The sequence below is a fragment of the Leisingera sp. M527 genome (assembly GCF_025141525.1).
In the GTDB taxonomy this organism is placed as follows: Bacteria; Pseudomonadota; Alphaproteobacteria; order Rhodobacterales; family Rhodobacteraceae; genus Leisingera.
The window spans coordinates 4,105,989-4,126,539 of record NZ_CP081037.1; the positions used below are offsets into that span (position 1 = coordinate 4,105,989).

Genomic DNA, 20,551 nt, shown 5'->3' on the forward strand with positions numbered 1-20,551 from the left:
GATTGGCATACCGGGGCTATATAGGAGAATTGATACTGGAGTGAAGGGGCCGGCCCGTGATCAGGCGATTTGGTAAGACACCGGAAAACGGCCAGCGTTACCGGATGCGCCCGGGCGCCTATGCTCTGCTGCCGCGGGGCGGCAAGCTGCTGATTACCTGCCAGTATGCTCCTCATCCAGACCTGCAGCTGCCAGGAGGCGGTATCGATCCAGGCGAGTCACCCATTCCCGCACTGCACAGAGAGGTCTATGAGGAAACCGGCTGGAAGATTGCCGCGCCGCACAAGATGGGCGTGTTCCGGCGCTTTGCCTATATGCCGGAGTATGATCTTTGGGCCGAAAAAATTTGCCATATCTACATCGCCTGCCCGTTGCGCCGGATCGGCCCGCCTGCAGAAGAAGGGCATAAAGCGCTGTGGGTCACTCCACAGGAAGCCGCCCTCCGGCTGGGCAATGCTGGCGACCGGCATTTTGCAGCCCGGCTGGCAGCCCGGTTGTAAGGGTCTGAGACGCCAACCACCGAAAATACAACATCCCAGCCGAAGCCAGGACAACATCAGACAACCAATCTGACTGGTTTACGGACCCTGATACTCGAACAATGTGGCCGAGACGTCATCCTCAAGCCCATGTTCCTTGCTCATAACTTGCGTCAGATGCCAGTAAAGATCATCCAGAAATTCCTTACTGCTTTGCTCTGAACCGCATTTTTCAACCAGCTCCAGCAGACCCTCCGGCTCCAGCATGGAGCCATCTTCCAGCCGCGCCTCTGTAAAGCCGTCAGAGAACAGCAGCAGGCGGTCGCCACGTTCCATGACAAATTCTTCCTGACTGTAGCCGATATCTGGAACCAGCCCCACCGGCACACCACCCTTACCGATGAACTCCAGTTCACCGTTCTTGCGCAGCAACAGCGGATGCGGGTGGCCTGCTTGCACCATCTTAACAACACCGCTGCGCAAATCGGCGATGCAATAGGCCATGGTGAAGTACTCTTCGATCCCGGTATCAGCGATCAGCCGTGCATTCAGCAGGCTGGCGACTTCCTCCGGCTGGCGCAGAGCGTAGAACCGGTTGAAGCGTTTTTCCATCCCGACATTCTGATCGAAGTAATTCGAGGACAGATAGCCGCCGAGACGCGCTGTCATCATCGCTGAAGTGATGCCGTGACCGGACACGTCAATAGAGTAAAAGCCGATTCGGTTCACGCCAGGAGAGAACATTCCCACCAGATCGCCGCCGATATGGCCGCAGGGTTTCAGCAGCAGACTGACGGTGGAGGATCCGAAATCCTTGGAAAGTTCCGGCACCAGCGATTCTTGAATCTTGCGGGCTTGGATCAGATCCTTGTCGATCGCATCATAAACCCGCTGCAACTCCCCCAGAGTTTCGGACACGATACGGTTCTTCTCGGACAGTTCCCGCTGCATTCTCAGGATACGCTCACCCGCAGAAATCCGCGCCCGCAGTTCATCCGAACTGACCGGCTTGGTCAGGAAATCGTCAGCGCCTGCGTCAAGCCCTTCTGCAACCTCGTTCTTTTCGCTCTTTGAGGTCAGCAGGATGAAATAAGCATACTCCTCGCTGGAGCGGGTACGGAACGCGCGGCAAAACTCCAGCCCGTTCATGCCCGGCATCATCCAGTCGCTGAGGATCAGGTCAGGAGTTTCTGTCTGGCAAATTTCCATCGCGGCCTCGCCGCTCTCAGCCTCGACGACCTCAAATCCCCATTTTTTGAGAGAAGCAACTAGAATGCGTCTTTGCAGGCGGCTGTCGTCAACAACCAGCACACGGCGTATTGATCCGGCCACTGTGTGGTCCTCGTTGTCCATCGAACTTTCTGGCAGCACCGAAGGCACCTCACAAATGACAAAATCAGACGATCTTGTGATACTATCGGTCCAGAAATTTAACAGGCGGTGAAACCTAAAATTTGAGCTTCCCTCTTTATTTCACTATATTTTTACTGCAATCAACTTAAGAAATTGCGCATGGCGACTGATCTTAGGGATATATGACATGATTGACTGGCCGCGAGTGACCGAGCTGCGCGAAGAAGTTGGCGCCGAGGATTTCGAGGAAGTTGTTGAAATTTTTCTCGAAGAGGTCGAGGAAGTTATCGGCCGGCTGCAAGGCGGTGATTGCAGTCAGCTGGAGCAGGACCTGCATTTCCTGAAAGGCAGCGCGCTCAACCTCGGGTTTGATGAATTTTCGGGGCTGTGCCTGGACGGCGAGCGGAAGTCGGCACAAGGTGAATCAGAAGATGTCGATGTCGCTGCCATCATCACCAATTTCCAAGCGTCCAGATCTGCTTTCCTGACCGGGATGTCCGAAAAATTCTGACTCCGCTTCCGGTGTCAGATCACAAACTGCACCAAAGTCTCGTCCTGGGTGATGTCCGTAAAGGTCATCCCGGCCGCATCAAGCCGCGCAAACAGTTGCTCGAAATTCTCCGGCCGCTTGGTTTCGATCCCGATCAGCACCGAGCCGAAATTGCGGGCGGACTTTTTCATGTATTCAAAGCGGGCAATGTCGTCCTCCGGGCCTAAGATGCCAAGAAACTCCTTCAGCGCTCCAGGCCGCTGCGGCAGGCGCAAGATGAAGTACTTCTTAACTCCGGAATAGCGCTGCGCCCGTTCTTTGACCTCTGGCAGACGTTCAAAATCAAAGTTGCCGCCGGATGTGACGCAAACCACCGTCTTGCCGCGGATCCAGGAGCGCACATCCTGCAGCGCCTCGACCGACAGCGCGCCGGCCGGCTCCAGCACGATGCCTTCCACGTTCAGCATCTCGATAATGGTGGCGCAGATCCGGTCCTCGGAGATGGCCAGGACATCCGGCAGCGGCACGTCTTTTAGAATATCAAAGGGCAGCGCGCCGATCCGCCCCACCGCAGCGCCATCGACAAAAGTGTCGACATGATCCAACGCAACCGGCTTGCCTGCAGCAAGCGCTGCCCGCAAACAAGCACCGCCTTCAGGCTCAACAAACAGGCTATGCACCCCGTCACCAAACCAGGAGGAAACACCGGCCGACATGCCGCCGCCGCCAACCGGCAGCAGCACGTGATCCGGTGTTTTACCCAGCTGCGCCTCGATCTCCACGGCGATGGAGGCCTGGCCTTCAATCACATCCGCATCATCAAAGGGCGACAGGAAATGCCCGCCCTCCTTGGCACACCACTCCTGCGCAGCAGCCAGGCAAATGTCGAAATAGTCGCCGACCAGATGGATTTCGATATTGTCGCCGCCGAACATCCGGGTTTTCTGGATTTTCTGCTGCGGCGTTGTGACCGGCATGAAGATTACGCCGCGCTTGCCTAGATGACGGCACATGAAAGCAACACCCTGAGCATGGTTGCCGGCCGAGGCACAAACATACAGCTCCTGATCCGGCTGCTTGCGCATCGCGTTCAGCGCCCCGCGGATCTTGTAGGAGCGGACCGGGCTCAGATCCTCGCGCTTGAGGTAAATATCCGCGCCGAAACGCTCGGACAGATGCACATTGCGCTGCAACGGAGTTGCGGGAAACACATCGCGCATCGCCTGTTCTGCGGCACGGGCCTGGGACTTGAAATCGCTCATGGAACATTCAGTGGCGCAAGCCCGCCCCCAAGGCAAGGGGCGGGTGCAAAGCATACATAAGAATACCGGAAGTTAGATCGGGCGGCCTTCGACATAGTGTCCATAAAAAGTAGTAAGAACGCTGGCACTCACCAAAGACATGGCCAGCATGGCAAACGCAGAAAAGACGAAACCAAGAGGGGCAAAAACTGCAAAAGACAAGCCGGAAACGAACTGCATCAAAAGCTGCAGCACGCCCAACAGAACAAGCACGAGAAAGACCGTGCCAGAGGCTCCGGAAGTCGCTTGCCATGACTCGCGCAGCAAAAGCGGTCGACCAATGGCTACTGCCGGTAATACAGGAAGCAGACGATACATCGCGATCAAAACAAAAACAGAGTACCCAGCAATCACTAGAAGCATAGGAACCAGCGCTCCCGATCCCATCGCCGCGATAAGTCCATTCACAAGGAATATCAACGGGATAAAAAGCACAAACACAAGAAATCCTATGAGCAGCATGTGCCCAAAATAGGATAATATCCGATCTCGCTTGAAAGCAGGGAGCCAGCTTGTTGGATACTCTTCCAACAGAATGAGTCGGTGCCATGCTACAAAGACCCAAAACTGAACCGCTATAAATATCAGTGTGGCGGTGACAAATGACAGGCCGAGCTTGCCGGATTGCAATGCATCTGACAAAGCTTGCTCATCCCAAAACATTGCGATCGGCTGCCCTCCTGCACTGAGTACAACAAAAATAAGAGCAATTCCGATCAAGACGGGCACAAGGGCAATTCTGACCGCCCATTCGAAGTTCCTAAGAACCATACTCACCGAGTGAGCGAAAATCGACCAGCCTTTCATGCGGGCATTCTCCAATAGATTGTTCTGCTTCTCCGCGCACGTTATGCGTGCCTGGCAGATTAGAAAACCCCGGTTAACCTTGCCCTTCCGGGCAAAACCCGCTACGCCGCAGGCGTTCTGACCTGAGAGGGAATTCCATGTCCGCGCCTAAGAAAGTTGTGCTCGCCTATTCCGGCGGCCTCGACACCTCGATCATCCTGAAATGGCTGCAGACCGAATACGGCTGCGAAGTTGTCACCTTCACCGCCGATCTCGGCCAGGGTGAGGAACTGGAGCCCGCCCGCAAAAAAGCGGAAATGCTGGGCATCAAGCCGGAAAACATCTTCATCGAGGATGTACGTGAGGAATTTGTCCGCGACTTCGTCTTCCCGATGTTCCGCGCCAATGCGGTTTACGAAGGCCTGTATCTGCTGGGCACCTCGATTGCCCGCCCGCTGATCTCCAAACGTCTTGTGGAAATCGCCGAGTCCACCGGCGCCGACGCGGTCGCCCATGGCGCCACCGGCAAGGGCAACGATCAGGTCCGCTTTGAGCTGGCAGCCTATGCATTGAACCCGGACATCAAGGTGATCGCGCCCTGGCGTGAATGGGATCTGACCTCGCGTACCCGTCTGCTGGAATTTGCCGAAGCAAACCAGATCCCGGTGGCCAAGGACAAACGCGGCGAAGCTCCCTTCTCAGTTGACGCAAACCTGCTGCACACGTCCTCCGAGGGCAAAGTTCTGGAAGACCCGGCGGTCATGGCGCCTGATTATGTCTACCAGCGCACCGTTCACCCCGAGGACGCACCGAATGAACCTGAGTTCATCGAGGTCGGTTTTGAAAAGGGCGATGCTGTCAGCATTAATGGTGAAACGCTGAGCCCGGCAGACCTGCTGACCAAACTGAACGAATTGGGCGGCAAGCATGGCTGCGGCCGTCTTGATCTGGTCGAAGGCCGTTTTGTCGGCATGAAATCCCGCGGCATTTATGAAACCCCGGGCGGCACCCTGTTGCTGGAAGCCCACCGCGGCATTGAATCGATCACCATGGACCGCGGTGCAATGCATCTCAAAGATGAATTGATGCCGAAATACGCAGAGCTGATCTACAATGGTTTCTGGTATTCGCCCGAGCGCGAAATGCTGCAGGCTGCTATCGACAAGAGCCAGGAACATGTCACCGGAACCGTGCGCCTGAAGCTTTACAAAGGCTCCGCAGCCTGCGTGGGCCGCTGGTCGGATCACTCGCTCTACTCCGAAGCGCATGTGACTTTTGAGGAAGACGCCGGCGCCTATGACCAGACCGATGCTGCAGGTTTCATTCAGCTGAATGCCCTGCGCCTCAAACTGCTGGCCGCACGCGAGCGCCGGCTCAAAAAGTGAGTGATTACCGCGGCATAGACGGCGGTTTCGAGGACGATTTCGCGGAAGAACTGGAAATGTTCGTCGAAGCTCAGGACACCGTTTGGGCGGCTGTCCTGACTGAACTCTCTGCAGGAAAAAAGACGAGCCACTGGATGTGGTTCGTCTTTCCCCAATTGGCCGAACTAGGCCAATCCCACATGGCACAGCTTTATGGGATCGAGGACCTGACCGAGGCCGCAGCCTATCTGAACCACGAAAAACTGCGCAGCCGCCTGGTGGACGCCAGCCAACTGGTGCTGCAGCATAAGGGTACCGATCCCGCGCAAATCCTGGGCAGTACCGACGCTAAGAAACTACGCTCCTCGATGACGTTGTTTGCAGCTGTGCCCGGTGCGCCGGCGGAATTCCGGCAGGTGCTTGAAACCTTCTATGGCGGCCAGCCCTGTCCGCTGACCAAGGCAGCCCTTGCCGAAACGTAACCCGGCGCCCTCCCCTTTGGTCACTATTGCCCGGCATCCCTTGCGTGCCTAACCCTCACCGCAAGCAAGGGAGGAACATATGTCACTTCAGGACATCGCCAAGGACATCCGCACAGGTCTGGCTGGAAAGAACTTTGACGGCACGCTGAAATTCGACTGCGGGAAGGATGGCGTTATCGTGCTCTCCGAAGGCGGGGCCACCACCGATGACTGTGACACCGACTGCACGCTGCAGCTTTCCAGAGAGAACCTGAAAAAGCTGCTCACCGGCAAGCTCAACCCGATGACCGCCGTAATGATGGGCAAAATCAAGATCTCCGGCGACATGGGTGTCGCCATGAAACTGGGCAAACTGATCAGCTGAGCCTCTTCTTCTTGCTGAAAACATCCTGGGGGTGAGCGCCGCAGGCGCGAGGGGGCAACGCCCCCTTCTCCCCTCAGATTTTCGCTGCCTTCATTTGCTCATATAAAGGCAGCGCCGCCTGCAGCACGGGCTGCAGGTCTTCCGGCACCTCCGGCAGCGGGCCTTCCGGGCCAGCAAATCCGGTTGAATTCCAGACCGCACCGTACCAATGCGCCGCCCACACGCCGTCGTCCTTATGTCCGCCCCTTGGCCAGGTCAGCATCTTCGGGGAATACGGCATGCCAACCGTCTCGCACAACTGTTCCAGTTTGCCTGCCGGATCATGCCGAATGTCATGGCTGTCCACGACAACCGGTGCATGTCCCCAGCTGCGCACCAGGTCGAGCAGCTCCGCCTGCTGGCGGAATCCAATGTCTTCCAGTGTAGGATTTTCCCGTTTCACCGCATATGAGGCGATCACACGGGCAGGATGACGGATCAGAAAGACATTTGTGACCTCTTGCATCCACTGCCGCGGAACGCCGGGGATCATGTGCTGAGTCATATGTTTTTGATAGTAGTACGGCTTGGCGCCTCGAACCTCTCCCAGCAGCTCCTTTGCTACCTCGTCCGGATCCCGCGGCTGGCTGTCCAGAATTTCTCCCCGCATCGGGTGGCTCAGGCCGGTCATCGCCAGATAGGCGGCATAAAACGGTTCATCCACCACCGCGCAATCACCCCGGTTGCCAAAGGCGTACATCAACGCCGTCGACAGGTTCCGCGGCCCGGACCACATGGCAATCCGCATCATGCGCACTCCTTTTCGATGAGATCCTTATAGAGGGCACGAAGATTTTCGGTCATGGGTCCCATCTGGCCGCTGCCGATCTGCCGCCCGTCGATGCTGCCCACCGGTGTCTGCGCCCCGAAAGTGCCAGTCAGAAAGGCTTCGTCGGCACCGTATGCATCCACCAGCGAATAGTTCCGCTCGTGAACTGGAATACTGTTGGCGCGGCACAAATCGATCACTTTCTGCCGGGTAATGCCGTTCATGCAATAATCCCCGGTCGAAGTCCAAACCTCCCCCTTGCGCACGATGAAAAAGTTGCAGGCGTTTGTGGTGTTCACAAAGCCATTCACGTCCAGCATCAGCGCCTCATCCGCGCCCGCCTTTTCGGCGGCGATACAGGCGATGATACAGTTCAACTTGGAGTGGGAATTCAGTTTGGGGTCCTGCGTCATCGGCAGCCCGCGGATATGCGGCACTGTGGCCAATTTTATCGGACGCGGCAGATTGGGGCGGGAATGCTCCATGATAATGGTAATCGTCGGACCCTGCTGCGACAGCGAAGGGTGCTGGAAAGGGCGTGTTTTTACCCCGCGCGTGACCATCAGCCGGGCATGGGCATCAGTGGTCATTCCATTGGCTTTCTGTGTCTCTAACACAGCGGTTTTCACGCCCTCCCGGTCCAACCCGATGTCCAGGTCAATCGCCTTGGCAGCCTCAAACAGCCGGTCCAAATGTTCGTCAAAGAAGGCCCAGGTTCCATTGTACAACCGCAGCCCTTCCCACACGCCGTCGCCCAGCATGAAACCGCTGTCATAAACACTCACCTTGGCCTCAGCCTTGGGGACAGTTTTTCCATTCAGATAGATCAGGATTTCTTCGTTGCGCTGATCTTCCTCAGCCTGGTGAGTGCTCATCTTTTCAGTCATGGGATCCTCCTTTGCCGGCACGTTAGTAATATTGGATCCAATTTCCAAGCAGTAACTTGCTGTCACCAGTCCGTGAAATCCGCCGCTGCCGGGTTGAGAGACGCAGCAACAGCCGGCAGGGTGGCAGCAAAGCAGAATGGAGGCCCAAGATGCGTACACTGGAAAGACTGAGATTTTTGACTTTGATGGGCTTTATTGCCATCGGTACGGTTGCTCATGCCAATCCGGTGCAGGCGCAAGCAACTGAAGTTTTGACCGTGGCCGGGGGGTGCTTCTGGTGTGTGGAAAGCGATTTTGAAGGCGTGCCCGGGGTGATCGAAGCCGTGTCGGGCTATACCGGAGGCAAGACTAAAGGCCCGACTTACAAAGACGTCAGCCGCGGCGGCAGCGGCCATTACGAAGCGGTGCAAATTACTTTTGATCCGGCAAAAGTCTCGCGCGGGCATTTGCTGGAATTGTTTATCCGTTCGGTTGATCCAACCGACGCAGGCGGCCAGTTCTGCGACCGCGGAGAGAGCTATCGCACCGCAATTTTTGTCTCTAACAAAGGCGAGAAGGCCCTAGCCAGGCGGGTTGTATCCGAAGCTCAGGATGCCTTGGGGAAAACAATCGTGACGCCTGTCCTTTCAGCAAAGACCTTCTATGAAGCAGAAGACTATCATCAGGACTACTACAAAGGAAAAAACCTGGTGTTCACCCGCTTTGGCCCCAAACGCCAGGCGGAGGCCTATAAGCGATACCGCCAGGCCTGCGGCCGCGATGAGCGGGTGGCGCAGCTGTGGGGCGATGCCGCGCCTTTTGCAAACGGGCATTGAAACGGGGCGCTGCCCCCTTGGCCTGACGGCCAATTCCCCCGGAGTATTTTGACCAGAAAGAAGCAGGCTGCCGCAACCTAAAAACCGGCTTCCTGCACTTCTTTCAGCTCAGGAATCACATCTGCCGTGCCATGCCGCGTGACCATCAGTGCCGCAGCCTTTGCGGCCAGTGGCATTGCTTGTGCCAGCGGCAAACCCTGATCCAGACCTGCGAGGACATATCCGGTGAAAGTGTCCCCTGCCCCCGTGGTATCCACGGGCGTTACCGGAAGAGCTGGAACATCCAGAACCGTACCGGTTTCGCCGTCGATATGCCGGGCTCCTTTAGCACCAAGAGTGATAATCACGTCTTTGATGCCAAGCTCATCCGGCAACTTGCCAGAGGCCTCCTTCAGCTGTCCGGCTTCCACCTCGTTCAGGATCAAGAGGTCGAGAAACGGAAGAACCGCTTGGACGGCGTCCGCGTCAAAGGGGGCGGCGGCGTAGCAGACCCGCATCCCGTGATCCCGGCCCGCATTGGCAGCTTCCGCCTGCATATTGGTTTCATTCTGCATCACCAGAATGTCGCCTGCATTTGCCCGCGAAAGCGCTTGCTCCAGCTGGTCTTGGGTCAGTGCACGGTTGGCGCCTGGAAACAGGATGATCTGGTTTTCACCCTCCGGCTCCACCGCAATGATGGCGTGGCCGGTTGGGATGTCCACCTGGGCAATGTCGCGAATTCCGGCGCCATAACCCTTCAACCGCTCAATTGCCCAAGACCCATCTGGCCCCACCGCGCCGATATGATGCACCTTGCTGCCAGCGCGGACGGCGGCAACGGACATGTTGGCGCCTTTCCCGCCCAAAAAGCGGTCAAGGCGCCTAGCGGCAAGGGTTTCTCCCGCCGCCGGCAGATGCGGCAAGGCATAGACCATGTCCGCATTGATTGATCCCAGGTTCCAGATCGCCATCTCAGATCACCCGATGTTGCAGGCTGCCAGTACCGCCATATTCAAAATGTCATTGGTGGTGGAGGTGGTCGAGCAGATCTGGATCGGCTTGTCGATGCCAGACAGGATCGGGCCGATTACCGTGGCGCCGCCCATCTCCTGCATCAGCTTGACCGAGATCGAGGCCGAGTGGCGGGCTGGCACGATCAGGATGTTGGCCGGGCCGGTCAGACGCTGGAACGGGTAGTACCGCTGCGCCCGCTCGTTCAGTGCAACATCAACGGTCATCTCGCCTTCGTATTCGAAATCAACACCGCGCTTGTCCAGAACGGCGGGCGCGACATGCATCTTTTCCGCGCGTTCTGACACTGGGTAACCGAAGGTGGAGAAGCTGACAAAGGCCACCCGCGGTTCAAGCCCCATATGGCGGGCAACACCCACGGCACGTTCAGCGATGTTTGCCAGGTGGTTTTCATCCGGCCATTCATGCACCAGCGTGTCCCCGATCAGCACGATCCGCCCTTTGTGCAACAGTGCAGTTACACCAGCGGCACCATGATCGGCATCGGCATCAAACACATGGTTGATCCGTTCCAGAACATGGGCCGATTTCCGGGTTGCACCGGTAACCAGACCATCGCCATGCCCATGCGCAAGCATCAGGCTGGCAAACACGTGCCGGTCACGTCCGACCAGCCGGTGAATATCTTTGTGATCAAAACCTTTACGCTGCAAGCGGCTGTACAGGAAGTCCTTGTACAAATCGAAATTCGGCGTGTTGGCAGCGTTGACAATTTCCAGCTCACGCACAGCATCGCCAAGGCCGGCTTTTTCCAGTTTGGTGCGCACATCCTCCTGCCGGCCCACAACCAGTGATTTCCCAAAGCCCGAACGCTGGTACATCACTGCAGCGCGCAGCGCACGCGGGTCATCACCTTCGGCAAAGATCATCCGGGACTGGGCGGACCGGGCACGGGCATTCAAGCCGCGCAGGATAGAGGCGGTCGGATCCATGCGGGATTTCAATCCCACCTCATAGGCGTCCATGTCCACGATCGGACGGCGGGCGGCACCGGTGTCCATGCCTGCCCTTGCCACCGCCAGCGGGATCCGATGGATAAGCCGGGGATCAAAGGGTGTCGGAATGATATAGTCGCGGCCAAAAGACAGAGATTTGCCATAGGCCAGCGCCACTTCATCCGGCACATCCTCGCGCGCGAGTGCTGCCAGAGCGTGGGCACAGGCGATCTTCATCTCGTCGTTGATAGCGCGGGCGTGGATGTCCAGCGCGCCGCGGAACAGGTAGGGAAATCCCAGCACGTTGTTGACCTGGTTCGGGTAATCGGACCGGCCGGTGGCGACGATGGCATCAACACGTACTTCATGCGCTTCTTCGGGAGTGATTTCCGGATCCGGGTTTGCCATCGCAAAAATCACCGGATTGTCGGCCATCGCGGCGACCATCTCCTGGGTTACCGCGCCCTTGACCGATACGCCCAGAAAGACGTCGGCACCGCGCATGGCTTCTTCCAGAGTGCGCAGATCCGTGCTGATCGCATGGGCGGATTTCCACTGGTTCATGCCCTCGGTACGGCCCTGATAGATCACGCCTTTGGTGTCGCAGACAATGCAGTTTTCGTGCCGCGCGCCCATGGCTTTCAACAGCTCGATACAGGCAATGCCGGCTGCCCCTGCCCCATTCAGGACGATCTTCACATCCTCAATCTTCTTGCCCGACAGATGCAGCGCGTTGATCAGGCCGGCCGCACAGATCACCGCAGTGCCGTGCTGATCATCGTGGAAGACGGGAATGTCCATCTCTTCCTTGAGCTTCTGCTCAATGATGAAACACTCTGGCGCCTTGATGTCCTCCAGGTTGATGCCGCCAAAGGTCGGCCCCATCAGCTTAACCGCTTCGATGAACTTGTCCGGATCCTCGGTATCCAGTTCGATGTCGATCGAGTTCACGTCGGCGAAGCGTTTGAACAGGACAGACTTGCCCTCCATCACCGGCTTAGAGCCCAAAGCCCCCAGATTGCCCAGACCCAGCACCGCCGTGCCGTTTGATATCACCGCAACCAGATTGCCCTTGTTGGTGTAATCATAGGCGGTCTCAGGATTTGCCGCGATTGCTTCGCAAGGCACCGCAACCCCCGGAGAGTAGGCCAAAGACAGATCCCGCTGCGTTGTCATCGGGACAGTGGCATTGATCTCCCATTTGCCCGGAGACGGCTCCAGGTGAAACGCCAGGGCTTCCTCATCGGTGATCTTTGTTTTGGGCATTTTATCTCGTGTCCTCTCCTCGTCGCGGTCCGTCTTAGCCCAGCCAACCGCGCCCCTCAATCCGGGCTTTCAAGAATCTGTATAGCCAGAATTGAGATAAATACGACTAAAGGACGATGGATAACGCCAAGTTTTCACCTTAAAGTAGACGCCCGGCTGCTGTAATTTATTAATAGGTATTAACACGCACCTGCAAGCCAGGTGGCGCTGCGCGCTCGAACTCATGAGCCTGATAAGCACGTGTCAGAATGACAATTGTCCGCCCGGAACACGGGCCTAGGATCAAAGGAATAGTGAGGAATGATAAGTTTCCAAAACAATTCCGGCGCGATGGTTGCCTTGCAGACATTGGGTGGCGTCAATAGCCAGCTCAACACCGTGCAAGACAGCATATCCACCGGCAAAGAAGTCAACACGGCGCAGGATAACGCCGCGCTTTGGGCGATCTCCGAACTGATGGATTCAGATATTTCGGGGTTGCGTTCTGTCTCAGACACGTTGTCGCTGGGTGAAGCCACCGTGGCGGTTGCTTCTGCCGGAGCGGAACAGATCACTGATACTTTAACAGAAATGCGGTCACTGGCAGTTATGGCAGCAAGCGGGATGGGGGATTTCAGCAAATTCGAAGCCGCCCTGTCGCAAAAGACCGAGCAGATCAATTCCATAATCTCATCCTCCAGTTTCAATGGTGTGAACCTGCTGAAAACTGATGTGGACGGCAATGGCGGCACAGCGCTGACTGTCCCGTCAGCACTATCCGCGACCGGAGGCGTGACCACGCTCAGCGTTGATGGCGCGGACTTCGAAGGCAGCCCGCAGTTTGACATTGGCAACCGGACAGCCATCACCGACAGCGCCAGCGCACTGACCGCCCTGGGAGAAATCGAGGGGTTCCTGGCTTACGCAATCGACAGTTCCGCTGCTCTTGGCGCCAGCGCCGGCGGCATTGCAGAACAGAACCAGTATGTCGGCAAGCTGTCGGATTCGATCACCCAGGGAGTCAGCTCGATGATCGACACCAGCATGGAGGAAGCGGCGACAAAACTTCTGGCGTTGCAGGCGCAGCAACAGCTGAGCACCCTGTCGCTCTCAATCGTCAACACAATGCCCGACACACTGCGCAACCTTTACTGACAGCAGACTGCCGCCAGTGTTCCTGGCGGCAGTCACATCCGGGTTTTCCTCGGACCGCCCCCAATGTACACGTTTTACAACGACGACCCGGGGGAATTTTCATGACCGTAACGCCCATGATGGCGCAGTATCTCGAGATCAAGGCGGCGCACGCGGATGCGTTGCTTTTTTATCGGATGGGCGACTTTTACGAGATGTTCTTTGAGGACGCAGTCAACGCCGCAGAAGCCTTGGACATCGCGCTGACCAAACGCGGCAAGCACAACGGCGAAGACATTCCGATGTGCGGCGTGCCCGTCCATGCCGCCGAAGGCTATCTGCTGACGCTGATCCGCAAGGGCTTTCGCGTTGCCGTAGGCGAGCAGCTGGAAAGCCCGGCCGAGGCTAAAAAGCGCGGATCCAAATCGGTGGTGAAGCGGGATGTGGTGCGGCTTGTGACCCCGGGCACTCTCACCGAAGAGTCTCTGCTAGAAGCGCGCCGCCACAATTTTCTGGTTTCTTACTCTGAACTGCGGGACGAGGCGGCGCTGGCTTGGGCGGACATCTCCACCGGAGCGTTCCACGTGATGCCGGTCGCGCGGGTCCGCTTGTCGCCCGAGCTCGCCCGCCTGGCGCCATCAGAGCTGATCGTTGCTGATGGTCCGGCCTATGACGCTGCCCTCCCTCTGGCTGAAGAATACAAGATCCCGCTCACTCCGCTGGGCAAGGCGAGCTTTGACAGCACCGCTGCGGAAAGGCGCATCTGCTCTTTGTTCAACGTCAGCGCATTGGATGGGTTCGGCACTTTCACCCGGGCCGAGGTCTCAGCCATGGGCGCGCTGATCGACTATTTGGAGATCACCCAAAAGGGCAAGCTGCCGCTGCTGCAGCCGCCACAGCAGGAGGCGCAGGACCGGGTGGTCCAGATCGACGCCGCCACCCGCCGCAATCTGGAGTTGACCCGTTCGCTGTCCGGTGGCCGTGCCGGCTCGCTGCTGGCAGTAGTTGACCGCACTGTCACTCCCGGCGGCGCGCGTCTGCTGGAACAACGGCTGTCCAGCCCCTCCCGTAATCTCGAAGTGATCCACCAGCGCCTTGCTGCATTGGATTTCACTGTTGAACAATCTCAGACCGCCGAAGACCTGCGCGCGGCTTTGCGCAAAACACCGGACCTGGACCGGGCACTCTCCCGTCTGGCGCTGGAGCGCGGCGGCCCGCGCGATCTGGCTGCTATCCGCAACGGGCTGTCGCAGGCCGAAGCAATTGCCGGGTTCTGCGCCGGCCTGGAACTGCCTGCGCTGATGGCCGGGGCCATGTCGGATCTGCAAGGTTTCGACGATTTGCTGTCTCTCCTCGATGCAGCCCTGGTAGCCGAACCGCCGCTTATGGCACGGGACGGCGGTTACATCGCAACCGGTTACGATCCGGAACTGGACGAAGCCCGCACTCTGCGCGACGAAGGCCGCTCGGTGATTGCTTCGATGCAGCAGAAATACGCCCAACACACCGGCGTCACCTCACTGAAGATCAAGCATAACAACGTGCTGGGCTATTTCATCGAAACCACCGCAACCCACGCGGACAAGATGATGTCGCCACCTCTCAATGAGACCTACATTCACCGCCAGACAACAGCAAATCAGGTCCGTTTCACCACAGTGGAGCTAAGCGAGATCGAAACCCGCATCCTGAATGCCGGAAACCTGGCGCTGGAGATTGAAAAGAGGCTCTATGCAGGGCTTTCCGGGGCAATTCTGGAAACTGCCGCCCGTCTTAACACGGCCGCCCGCGGGCTCGCCGAGCTGGATGTTCTGGCCGGGTTGGCCGATTTGGCACGCGGCGAAAACTGGACCCGTCCGAAGGTTGATGGAAGCCGTGCATTCCACGTGGAGGGCGGCCGCCATCCGGTGGTGGAACAAGCGCTGCGCCAGCAGGGCGGCGAAACTTTTGTGGCCAATGACTGCGATCTGTCAGCCCAGGAAGGTGCAGCAGTTTGGCTGCTTACCGGTCCGAACATGGCCGGTAAGTCGACCTTCCTGCGCCAGAACGCTCTGATCGCTTTGCTTGCCCAAATGGGCAGTTACGTTCCCGCGGAAGGTGCCCATATCGGCGTCGTTAGCCAGCTTTTCAGCCGGGTCGGTGCTTCGGACGACCTCGCGCGCGGCCGCTCCACCTTCATGGTGGAAATGGTGGAAACTGCAGCCATTCTAAATCAGGCCGACGACCGCGCTCTGGTGATCCTGGATGAGATCGGCCGTGGCACAGCCACCTATGATGGCCTCTCCATCGCCTGGGCCACGCTGGAACACCTGCATGAGGTTAACCGCTCGCGCGCGCTTTTTGCGACCCATTACCACGAGCTGACCCAGCTTGCCGCCAAATTGGAAGGCGTCGACAACGCCACAGTAGCGGTCAAAGAATGGGAAGGCGAAGTGATCTTCCTGCATGAAGTGCACAAAGGCGCTGCTGACCGGTCCTATGGTGTACAGGTGGCGCAGCTGGCCGGCCTGCCGGCATCGGTAGTTGCGCGTGCGCGAGATGTACTCGGCATGCTAGAGCAAAGCAGCCGCGAAGGCGGAACGAAGGTGCAAATCGACGACCTTCCCCTCTTCGCAGCAGCCCCGCCACCACAACCCACGGCGCCGGCGGGGCCCTCTCCGGCCGAAGAACTCCTCGCCGGTATACAGCCGGACGATCTCTCCCCAAGAGAAGCACTGGAAATGATCTACAAACTAAAAGAAGCTGCAATCTAAAAAAAAGGCGGATCCAAACGGACCCGCCCTTTCATCTTTCCGAAAATACTCTCGCCGAAGGCACAGGCCCGACAGGGTCTGTTCACATCAGCTGGCCGGCGTGGAAGACACACCAACCTGCGCGGCCCGCAGCAGGCGGTCGTGCAGCATGAAGCCTTCGGCGGACACCTGGATGATGTCACCAGCCTTGGTGCCCGGCACCGGTGCTTCGAACATCGCCTCATGCACCTGCGGATCAAACTTGTCGCCAACCTCTGGCGATACAACCCGGATGCCGTGCTTTTCAAACACACCCAGCAGCGAGCGCATGGTCAGTTCCACACCTTCGATCAGCGCCGCCGCAACTTCGCGCTGCTCATCGGTCGCCGCTTCGATCGCGCGCTTCATGTTGTCGTAAACCGGCAGCATGTCACGGGCCAGTTTCGAGCCACCGTAATTCTCCGCTTCCCGGCGTGCTTTGTCACCGCGCTTGCGGGCGTTCTCAGCATCCGCAAGCGCCCGCATGAACCGGTCCTTCAGCTCATCCCGTTCCGCCCGGAGTGCATCGATTTCCAACGAGGCATCATCAAATTCCTCGGTCTGCCCCGCCAGCTCTTCTGCCTCGGCGGCAGCGATATCATCCAGAAAGTCTTCGTCCTTGAGCTCTGCCATGTTTCACCTCTAACTCCGGTCCGACAACAGTTTGCCGACCAGTTGTGCCGTATAGTCTACAATCGGCACAATCCGTCCGTAATTCAGGCGCGTCGGGCCAATCACCCCCACCGCACCGATGATCTTTCGATCCGCGTTCATATAGGGAGACACCACCAAAGAGGAACCCGAAAGTGAGAAAAGTTTGTTCTCCGAACCGATAAAAATGCGCACTCCATCGCCGTCTTCGGTCAGTTCCAGAAATTCGGCGATATCACGCTTGCGCTCTAAATCGTCAAACAAGGTCCGTATCCGCTCCAGCTCCTCCGCCGCACCAGTTTCGGCCAGAAGATTCGCCCGCCCGCGTACAATCAGCCGGGCCTGATCACTGTCGTCATCCTCCCAGACGGCCAGCCCGCTTTCGATCATCGCATGTGCCAAGCTATCGATTTCCTGCCGCCGTGCCGAGATCTCTTTTTGGATCTCCCGCTGCACCTCGCTCAGCGTGCGCCCTTCAATCAGGGCATTAAGGAAATTCGCAGCCTCGCGCATCGAACTGGGTGTCTGTCCCGGCGGCGGCTTAAACAGGCGGTTTTCAACATGGCCATCTGAGAACACCAGCACCACCAGCGCCCGGTCGTGCGCCAAAGAGACAAACTCGATATGCCGGATCTCCGCCTCATGTTTGGGCGTCAGCACCAATGAAGCACCTTGCGTCACACCGGACAGCGCCGCTCCGACCCGGTCCAGCATGCCTCCCACATCGCCGGCATTTTTGCCCAGCGTCGCGTCGATCTTCTTCCGGTCGTTTGCGTTCAGGTCGCCAACCTCCAGCAACCCATCGACAAACATCCGCAAGCCCATCTGAGTGGGCACCCTGCCAGCGCTTACATGCGGGCTATCCAGAAGGCCAAGGAATTCCAGGTCCTGCATTACGTTGCGAACCGTGGCTGCACTTACCTTTTCGCTCAGTGAGCGTGTCAGCGTGCGGCTGCCAACCGGATCGCCGCTCTCCAAATAGCTTTCGACCACCGTCCGGAAAACTTCCCGCGAGCGGTCATTCAGGTCTTGCAGGATATTGTTCGCGTCGCTCATCGATTTTCCAGCGTTTCTTGCGGATTCAACATAAGAACCCGAAGCTAGGTTGTCATTAAAGAGCAGCGTGGGAAAAGGTCAATCGGGCTTGCATAGCTTGGCGTCCGGGGGATATCCCCAAGCCAGCAAATAAAGGATGTGCCATGCGACCCTCAGGACGAGAACTGAATGAAATGCGCGCCGTGTCGATTGAGACCGGCTTCACCAAACACGCCGAGGGCTCCTGCCTGATCAAGATTGGCGATACCCACGTCCTGTGCACCGCCACCATCGAAGACCGGGTGCCGCCCTTTATCAAGGGAACCGGCCTTGGCTGGGTCACCGCTGAATACGGTATGCTTCCACGCGCCACCAATACCCGTATGCGCCGCGAGGCTGCATCGGGCAAGCAAGGCGGCCGCACGGTTGAAATCCAGCGTCTGATCGGCCGCGCATTGCGGGCCGGCGTCGACCGCGTCGCTTTGGGCGAGCGTCAGATCACCGTCGACTGTGACGTTCTGCAGGCCGATGGCGGCACCCGTTGCGCCTCGATCACCGGCGGCTGGGTCGCCCTGCGCCTGGCGGTTAACAAGCTGATGAAAGCCGGCGACGTCCACATCGACCCGCTGATGGATCCTGTTTCGGCCGTCTCCTGTGGTATCTATGCAGGCCAGCCGGTGCTGGATCTGGACTACCCGGAGGATTCCGAGGCCGGCGTTGACGGCAACTTTATCATGACTGGCTCGGGCAAGCTGATCGAAGTGCAGATGTCCGCCGAAGGCTCCCTGTTCTCCCGCGATCAGATGAACCAGCTGATGGATTTGGCCGCCAAGGGCACCACAGAGCTGGCAGAGATGCAAAAGGCCGCCTGCAAATGATCCGCAAACTGGAAGGCGGCAAGCTGCTTGTCGCCACCCACAACAAGGGCAAGCTGAACGAGATCACCGAGATACTCGCTCCCTTTGGTGTCAGCGTTGCCGGCGCCGGCGAAATGAACCTGCCGGAGCCGGAGGAAACCGAAGACACCTTTGTCGGCAATGCCCGCATCAAGGCCCATGCCGCGGCCAAGGCAACCGGCCTGCCAGCCTTGTCCGACGATTCCGGGATCACTATCGACGCTCTGAACGGTGCCCCGGGTGTCTACACCGCCGATTGGGCAGAAACCCCTAATGGCCGTGACTTCCAAATGGCGATGACCCGCGCCAATGACGAGCTGAACGCGGCCGGCCCCGAGGCCCCCCGCACGGCCCAGTTCCGCTGCACCCTTGTCATCGCCTGGCCCGACGGCCACGACGAGGTGTTCGAAGGCGTGATGCCGGGCCAGCTGATCTGGCCGATCCGCGGCGCGCATGGGTTTGGTTACGATCCGATGTTCCAGCCGGACGGTTACAGCATCACTTGCGCCGAAATGGATCCAGCGGAAAAGAACAGGATCAGCCATCGCGGCAAGGCAGTTGCCCAGTTCATCCGGGGCTGTTTCGGTGGATGACTGGCGCAACGGGGGCTTTGGCCTCTATGTGCACTGGCCCTTTTGTCAGGCCAAATGCCCCTATTGCGACTTCAACAGTCATGTCTCCGCAAAAATAGACCAAAAGCTGTGGGTTAGAGCCTACCTGAGCGAACTCGACAGACTCTCGGAACAGCTCTCAGGCCGTGTCCTCAACTCAATATTCTTCGGCGGCGGCACTCCCTCTCTGATGCAGCCGGAAACTGTCGCCGCTGTTATCGATCGGGCACGTGAAATCTGGCCCTTTGCCAATGACATAGAGATCTCTCTTGAAGCAAATCCCGGCTCGGTTGAGGCAGGTCGCTTTGCCGGCTACCGCGACGCCGGAGTCAACAGGATCTCTATGGGTATTCAAGCCCTGAATGACGAGGACCTGCGCCGGCTGGGACGTATTCACAGTGTCTCCGAAGCCAAAGCAGCCTTTGATATCGCCCGCAAATGCTTTGACCGGGTCAGCTTTGATTTGATTTATGCCCGTCAGGGCCAAACACTGAAAACCTGGGAAGCGGAACTTCGCGAAGCACTTTCCATGGCTATTGACCACCTGTCGCTCTACCAGCTGACAATTGAGGACGGCACCGCTTTTGGTGATCGCTACGCCCGGGGAAAACTGCGCGGTCTGCCGGCCGACGACACCTCTGCGGATATGTATCAGGCGACCCAGGACATCTGCGCGTCTTTTGGCATGGCTGGTTATGAAATCTCCAACCACGCCAAGCCGGGTTCGGAGTCCCGGCATAACCTGATCTACTGGCGATACGGTGACTACGCCGGGATCGGCCCCGGCGCTCATGGCCGTTTGAGTATTGATGGTACCCGGTACGCCACGGAAACCCATCTGGCCCCAGGTGCCTGGCTGGAAGCAGTCAGTAAGGGAAATGGAGAATCCCTACGCGACTCTCTTTCGCAGGAAGATGCTGTGGCTGAATACATGATGATGGGGATGCGCCTATCCGAAGGTCTGGATTTAGCACGGTACACTCAACTTTCAGGCGTTAATCTCCCCGTGAGTCGACTTAAGGATCTTGTACAGATGGGCATGATCACTATCTCAGAGAAGAGGCTTCGCGCGACTGATCAAGGACGCGCACTATTGAATGCAGTGCTCCGCGAACTGTTGATGGATTGAAACA

General features: G+C 58.0%; 20 protein-coding genes. 11 read left to right on the forward strand and 9 right to left on the reverse strand.

The window, feature by feature from the left end; all coding sequences use genetic code 11:
* Positions 1-56: 56 nt before the first annotated feature.
* Positions 57-500, forward strand: coding sequence for an NUDIX hydrolase (locus K3555_RS20160; protein ID WP_260006800.1), 444 nt, complete (start codon positions 57-59; stop codon positions 498-500).
* A gap of 78 nt (positions 501-578) precedes the next feature.
* Here the strand turns inward: K3555_RS20160 and K3555_RS20165 are convergent, their stop codons facing one another.
* Positions 579-1,832: a PP2C family protein-serine/threonine phosphatase gene (locus K3555_RS20165; protein ID WP_259988592.1), complete on the reverse strand. Its 1,254-nt coding sequence runs from the start codon at positions 1,830-1,832 to the stop codon at positions 579-581.
* 187 nt (positions 1,833-2,019) lie between these two features.
* Here K3555_RS20165 and K3555_RS20170 point away from each other — a divergent pair, with 187 nt between their 5' ends.
* A complete protein-coding gene (locus tag K3555_RS20170; RefSeq protein WP_260006801.1) occupies positions 2,020-2,343 on the forward strand; it encodes an Hpt domain-containing protein in 324 nt (107 codons plus the stop codon).
* A gap of 14 nt (positions 2,344-2,357) precedes the next feature.
* Here the strand turns inward: K3555_RS20170 and ilvA are convergent, their stop codons facing one another.
* Entirely contained in the window at positions 2,358-3,584 is a 1,227-nt protein-coding gene (gene ilvA / locus K3555_RS20175; RefSeq protein WP_259988596.1) for a threonine ammonia-lyase IlvA, read from the reverse strand.
* Positions 3,585-3,656: 72 nt separating this feature from the next.
* Positions 3,657-4,430: a hypothetical protein gene (locus K3555_RS20180; protein WP_260006802.1), complete on the reverse strand. Its 774-nt coding sequence runs from the start codon at positions 4,428-4,430 to the stop codon at positions 3,657-3,659.
* Between the two features lie 137 nt (positions 4,431-4,567).
* Between K3555_RS20180 and K3555_RS20185 the strand changes: the two genes are divergently transcribed.
* The 3 genes from K3555_RS20185 to K3555_RS20195 all read left to right on the forward strand — a co-directional run bounded on the left by K3555_RS20185 (position 4,568) and on the right by K3555_RS20195 (position 6,619).
* Positions 4,568-5,794 carry an argininosuccinate synthase gene (locus tag K3555_RS20185; RefSeq protein WP_259988600.1) on the forward strand — a complete coding sequence of 409 codons (1,227 nt, stop codon included), beginning with the start codon at positions 4,568-4,570 and terminating at the stop codon, positions 5,792-5,794.
* Positions 5,791-6,255 (forward strand): DUF1810 domain-containing protein, encoded by a 465-nt coding sequence (locus tag K3555_RS20190; protein WP_260006803.1) that lies wholly within the window; start codon positions 5,791-5,793, stop codon positions 6,253-6,255. Before K3555_RS20185 ends, K3555_RS20190 begins: the two co-directional genes overlap by 4 nt.
* A gap of 79 nt (positions 6,256-6,334) precedes the next feature.
* Positions 6,335-6,619, forward strand: coding sequence for an SCP2 sterol-binding domain-containing protein (locus K3555_RS20195; protein ID WP_260006804.1), 285 nt, complete (start codon positions 6,335-6,337; stop codon positions 6,617-6,619).
* Between the two features lie 73 nt (positions 6,620-6,692).
* Here K3555_RS20195 and K3555_RS20200 read toward each other — a convergent pair whose 3' ends face one another.
* The gene (locus tag K3555_RS20200; protein WP_260008570.1) at positions 6,693-7,406 is read right to left on the reverse strand and encodes an HAD family hydrolase; all 714 of its coding nucleotides are present in this window, start codon (positions 7,404-7,406) and stop codon (positions 6,693-6,695) included.
* Positions 7,406-8,314 carry a D-amino acid aminotransferase gene (locus tag K3555_RS20205; protein WP_259988605.1) on the reverse strand — a complete coding sequence of 303 codons (909 nt, stop codon included), beginning with the start codon at positions 8,312-8,314 and terminating at the stop codon, positions 7,406-7,408. The genes K3555_RS20200 and K3555_RS20205 overlap by 1 nt, the downstream gene beginning before the upstream one ends.
* Positions 8,315-8,499: 185 nt before the next feature.
* Between K3555_RS20205 and msrA the strand changes: the two genes are divergently transcribed.
* On the forward strand, positions 8,500-9,129 hold the full coding sequence (gene msrA / locus K3555_RS20210) for a peptide-methionine (S)-S-oxide reductase MsrA (protein ID WP_260008571.1): 630 nt from the start codon (positions 8,500-8,502) through the stop codon (positions 9,127-9,129).
* A 77-nt stretch (positions 9,130-9,206) separates the two neighbouring features.
* On the opposite strand, the gene K3555_RS20215 is transcribed toward msrA, so the two are convergent.
* Both K3555_RS20215 and K3555_RS20220 read right to left on the reverse strand, forming a co-directional pair.
* Positions 9,207-10,079 (reverse strand): ribokinase, encoded by an 873-nt coding sequence (locus tag K3555_RS20215; protein WP_260006805.1) that lies wholly within the window; start codon positions 10,077-10,079, stop codon positions 9,207-9,209.
* 6 nt (positions 10,080-10,085) lie between these two features.
* Complete coding sequence (locus K3555_RS20220; RefSeq protein ID WP_259995869.1) at positions 10,086-12,341, reverse strand: NADP-dependent malic enzyme; 2,256 nt, start codon at positions 12,339-12,341, stop codon at positions 10,086-10,088.
* Between the two features lie 300 nt (positions 12,342-12,641).
* On the opposite strand from K3555_RS20220, the gene K3555_RS20225 reads away from it, so the two are divergent.
* Both K3555_RS20225 and mutS read left to right on the forward strand, forming a co-directional pair.
* Positions 12,642-13,475 carry a flagellin gene (locus tag K3555_RS20225; RefSeq protein WP_259995867.1) on the forward strand — a complete coding sequence of 278 codons (834 nt, stop codon included), beginning with the start codon at positions 12,642-12,644 and terminating at the stop codon, positions 13,473-13,475.
* 101 nt (positions 13,476-13,576) lie between these two features.
* Positions 13,577-16,207: a DNA mismatch repair protein MutS gene (mutS, locus tag K3555_RS20230; RefSeq protein ID WP_260006806.1), complete on the forward strand. Its 2,631-nt coding sequence runs from the start codon at positions 13,577-13,579 to the stop codon at positions 16,205-16,207.
* 87 nt (positions 16,208-16,294) lie between these two features.
* On the opposite strand, the gene K3555_RS20235 is transcribed toward mutS, so the two are convergent.
* Both K3555_RS20235 and hrcA read right to left on the reverse strand, forming a co-directional pair.
* Positions 16,295-16,858 carry a nucleotide exchange factor GrpE gene (locus tag K3555_RS20235; protein ID WP_259988617.1) on the reverse strand — a complete coding sequence of 188 codons (564 nt, stop codon included), beginning with the start codon at positions 16,856-16,858 and terminating at the stop codon, positions 16,295-16,297.
* A gap of 9 nt (positions 16,859-16,867) precedes the next feature.
* Positions 16,868-17,932: a heat-inducible transcriptional repressor HrcA gene (gene hrcA, locus K3555_RS20240; protein ID WP_259988619.1), complete on the reverse strand. Its 1,065-nt coding sequence runs from the start codon at positions 17,930-17,932 to the stop codon at positions 16,868-16,870.
* A gap of 143 nt (positions 17,933-18,075) precedes the next feature.
* On the opposite strand from hrcA, the gene rph reads away from it, so the two are divergent.
* Genes rph through hemW form a run of 3 tightly spaced genes read left to right on the forward strand, consistent with a single transcriptional unit; the run spans position 18,076 to position 20,547 of the window.
* Positions 18,076-18,789 (forward strand): ribonuclease PH, encoded by a 714-nt coding sequence (gene rph, locus K3555_RS20245; protein ID WP_259988621.1) that lies wholly within the window; start codon positions 18,076-18,078, stop codon positions 18,787-18,789.
* A complete protein-coding gene (gene rdgB, locus K3555_RS20250; protein ID WP_260006807.1) occupies positions 18,786-19,400 on the forward strand; it encodes an RdgB/HAM1 family non-canonical purine NTP pyrophosphatase in 615 nt (204 codons plus the stop codon). Before rph ends, rdgB begins: the two co-directional genes overlap by 4 nt.
* The gene (gene hemW / locus K3555_RS20255; RefSeq protein ID WP_260006808.1) at positions 19,393-20,547 is read left to right on the forward strand and encodes a radical SAM family heme chaperone HemW; all 1,155 of its coding nucleotides are present in this window, start codon (positions 19,393-19,395) and stop codon (positions 20,545-20,547) included. Before rdgB ends, hemW begins: the two co-directional genes overlap by 8 nt.
* Positions 20,548-20,551: the final 4 nt, after the last annotated feature.

What these genes read in the sequence shown, in the direction of transcription:
- K3555_RS20195 (WP_260006804.1), top strand. Translation starts at nt 6,335, where the DNA reads ATGTCACTTCAGGACATCGCCAAGGACATCCGCACAGGTCTGGCTGGA.
- hrcA (WP_259988619.1), bottom strand. Translation starts at nt 17,932, where the DNA reads ATGAGCGACGCGAACAATATCCTGCAAGACCTGAATGACCGCTCGCGG.
- rph (WP_259988621.1), top strand. Translation starts at nt 18,076, where the DNA reads ATGCGACCCTCAGGACGAGAACTGAATGAAATGCGCGCCGTGTCGATT.
- K3555_RS20170 (WP_260006801.1), top strand. Translation starts at nt 2,020, where the DNA reads ATGATTGACTGGCCGCGAGTGACCGAGCTGCGCGAAGAAGTTGGCGCC.
- rdgB (WP_260006807.1), top strand. Translation starts at nt 18,786, where the DNA reads ATGATCCGCAAACTGGAAGGCGGCAAGCTGCTTGTCGCCACCCACAAC.
- K3555_RS20180 (WP_260006802.1), bottom strand. Translation starts at nt 4,430, where the DNA reads ATGAAAGGCTGGTCGATTTTCGCTCACTCGGTGAGTATGGTTCTTAGG.
- K3555_RS20225 (WP_259995867.1), top strand. Translation starts at nt 12,642, where the DNA reads ATGATAAGTTTCCAAAACAATTCCGGCGCGATGGTTGCCTTGCAGACA.
- K3555_RS20185 (WP_259988600.1), top strand. Translation starts at nt 4,568, where the DNA reads ATGTCCGCGCCTAAGAAAGTTGTGCTCGCCTATTCCGGCGGCCTCGAC.
- mutS (WP_260006806.1), top strand. Translation starts at nt 13,577, where the DNA reads ATGACCGTAACGCCCATGATGGCGCAGTATCTCGAGATCAAGGCGGCG.
- K3555_RS20220 (WP_259995869.1), bottom strand. Translation starts at nt 12,341, where the DNA reads ATGCCCAAAACAAAGATCACCGATGAGGAAGCCCTGGCGTTTCACCTG.
- K3555_RS20165 (WP_259988592.1), bottom strand. Translation starts at nt 1,832, where the DNA reads ATGGACAACGAGGACCACACAGTGGCCGGATCAATACGCCGTGTGCTG.
- msrA (WP_260008571.1), top strand. Translation starts at nt 8,500, where the DNA reads ATGGGCTTTATTGCCATCGGTACGGTTGCTCATGCCAATCCGGTGCAG.
- K3555_RS20205 (WP_259988605.1), bottom strand. Translation starts at nt 8,314, where the DNA reads ATGACTGAAAAGATGAGCACTCACCAGGCTGAGGAAGATCAGCGCAAC.
- ilvA (WP_259988596.1), bottom strand. Translation starts at nt 3,584, where the DNA reads ATGAGCGATTTCAAGTCCCAGGCCCGTGCCGCAGAACAGGCGATGCGC.
- K3555_RS20200 (WP_260008570.1), bottom strand. Translation starts at nt 7,406, where the DNA reads ATGCGGATTGCCATGTGGTCCGGGCCGCGGAACCTGTCGACGGCGTTG.
- K3555_RS20235 (WP_259988617.1), bottom strand. Translation starts at nt 16,858, where the DNA reads ATGGCAGAGCTCAAGGACGAAGACTTTCTGGATGATATCGCTGCCGCC.
- K3555_RS20215 (WP_260006805.1), bottom strand. Translation starts at nt 10,079, where the DNA reads ATGGCGATCTGGAACCTGGGATCAATCAATGCGGACATGGTCTATGCC.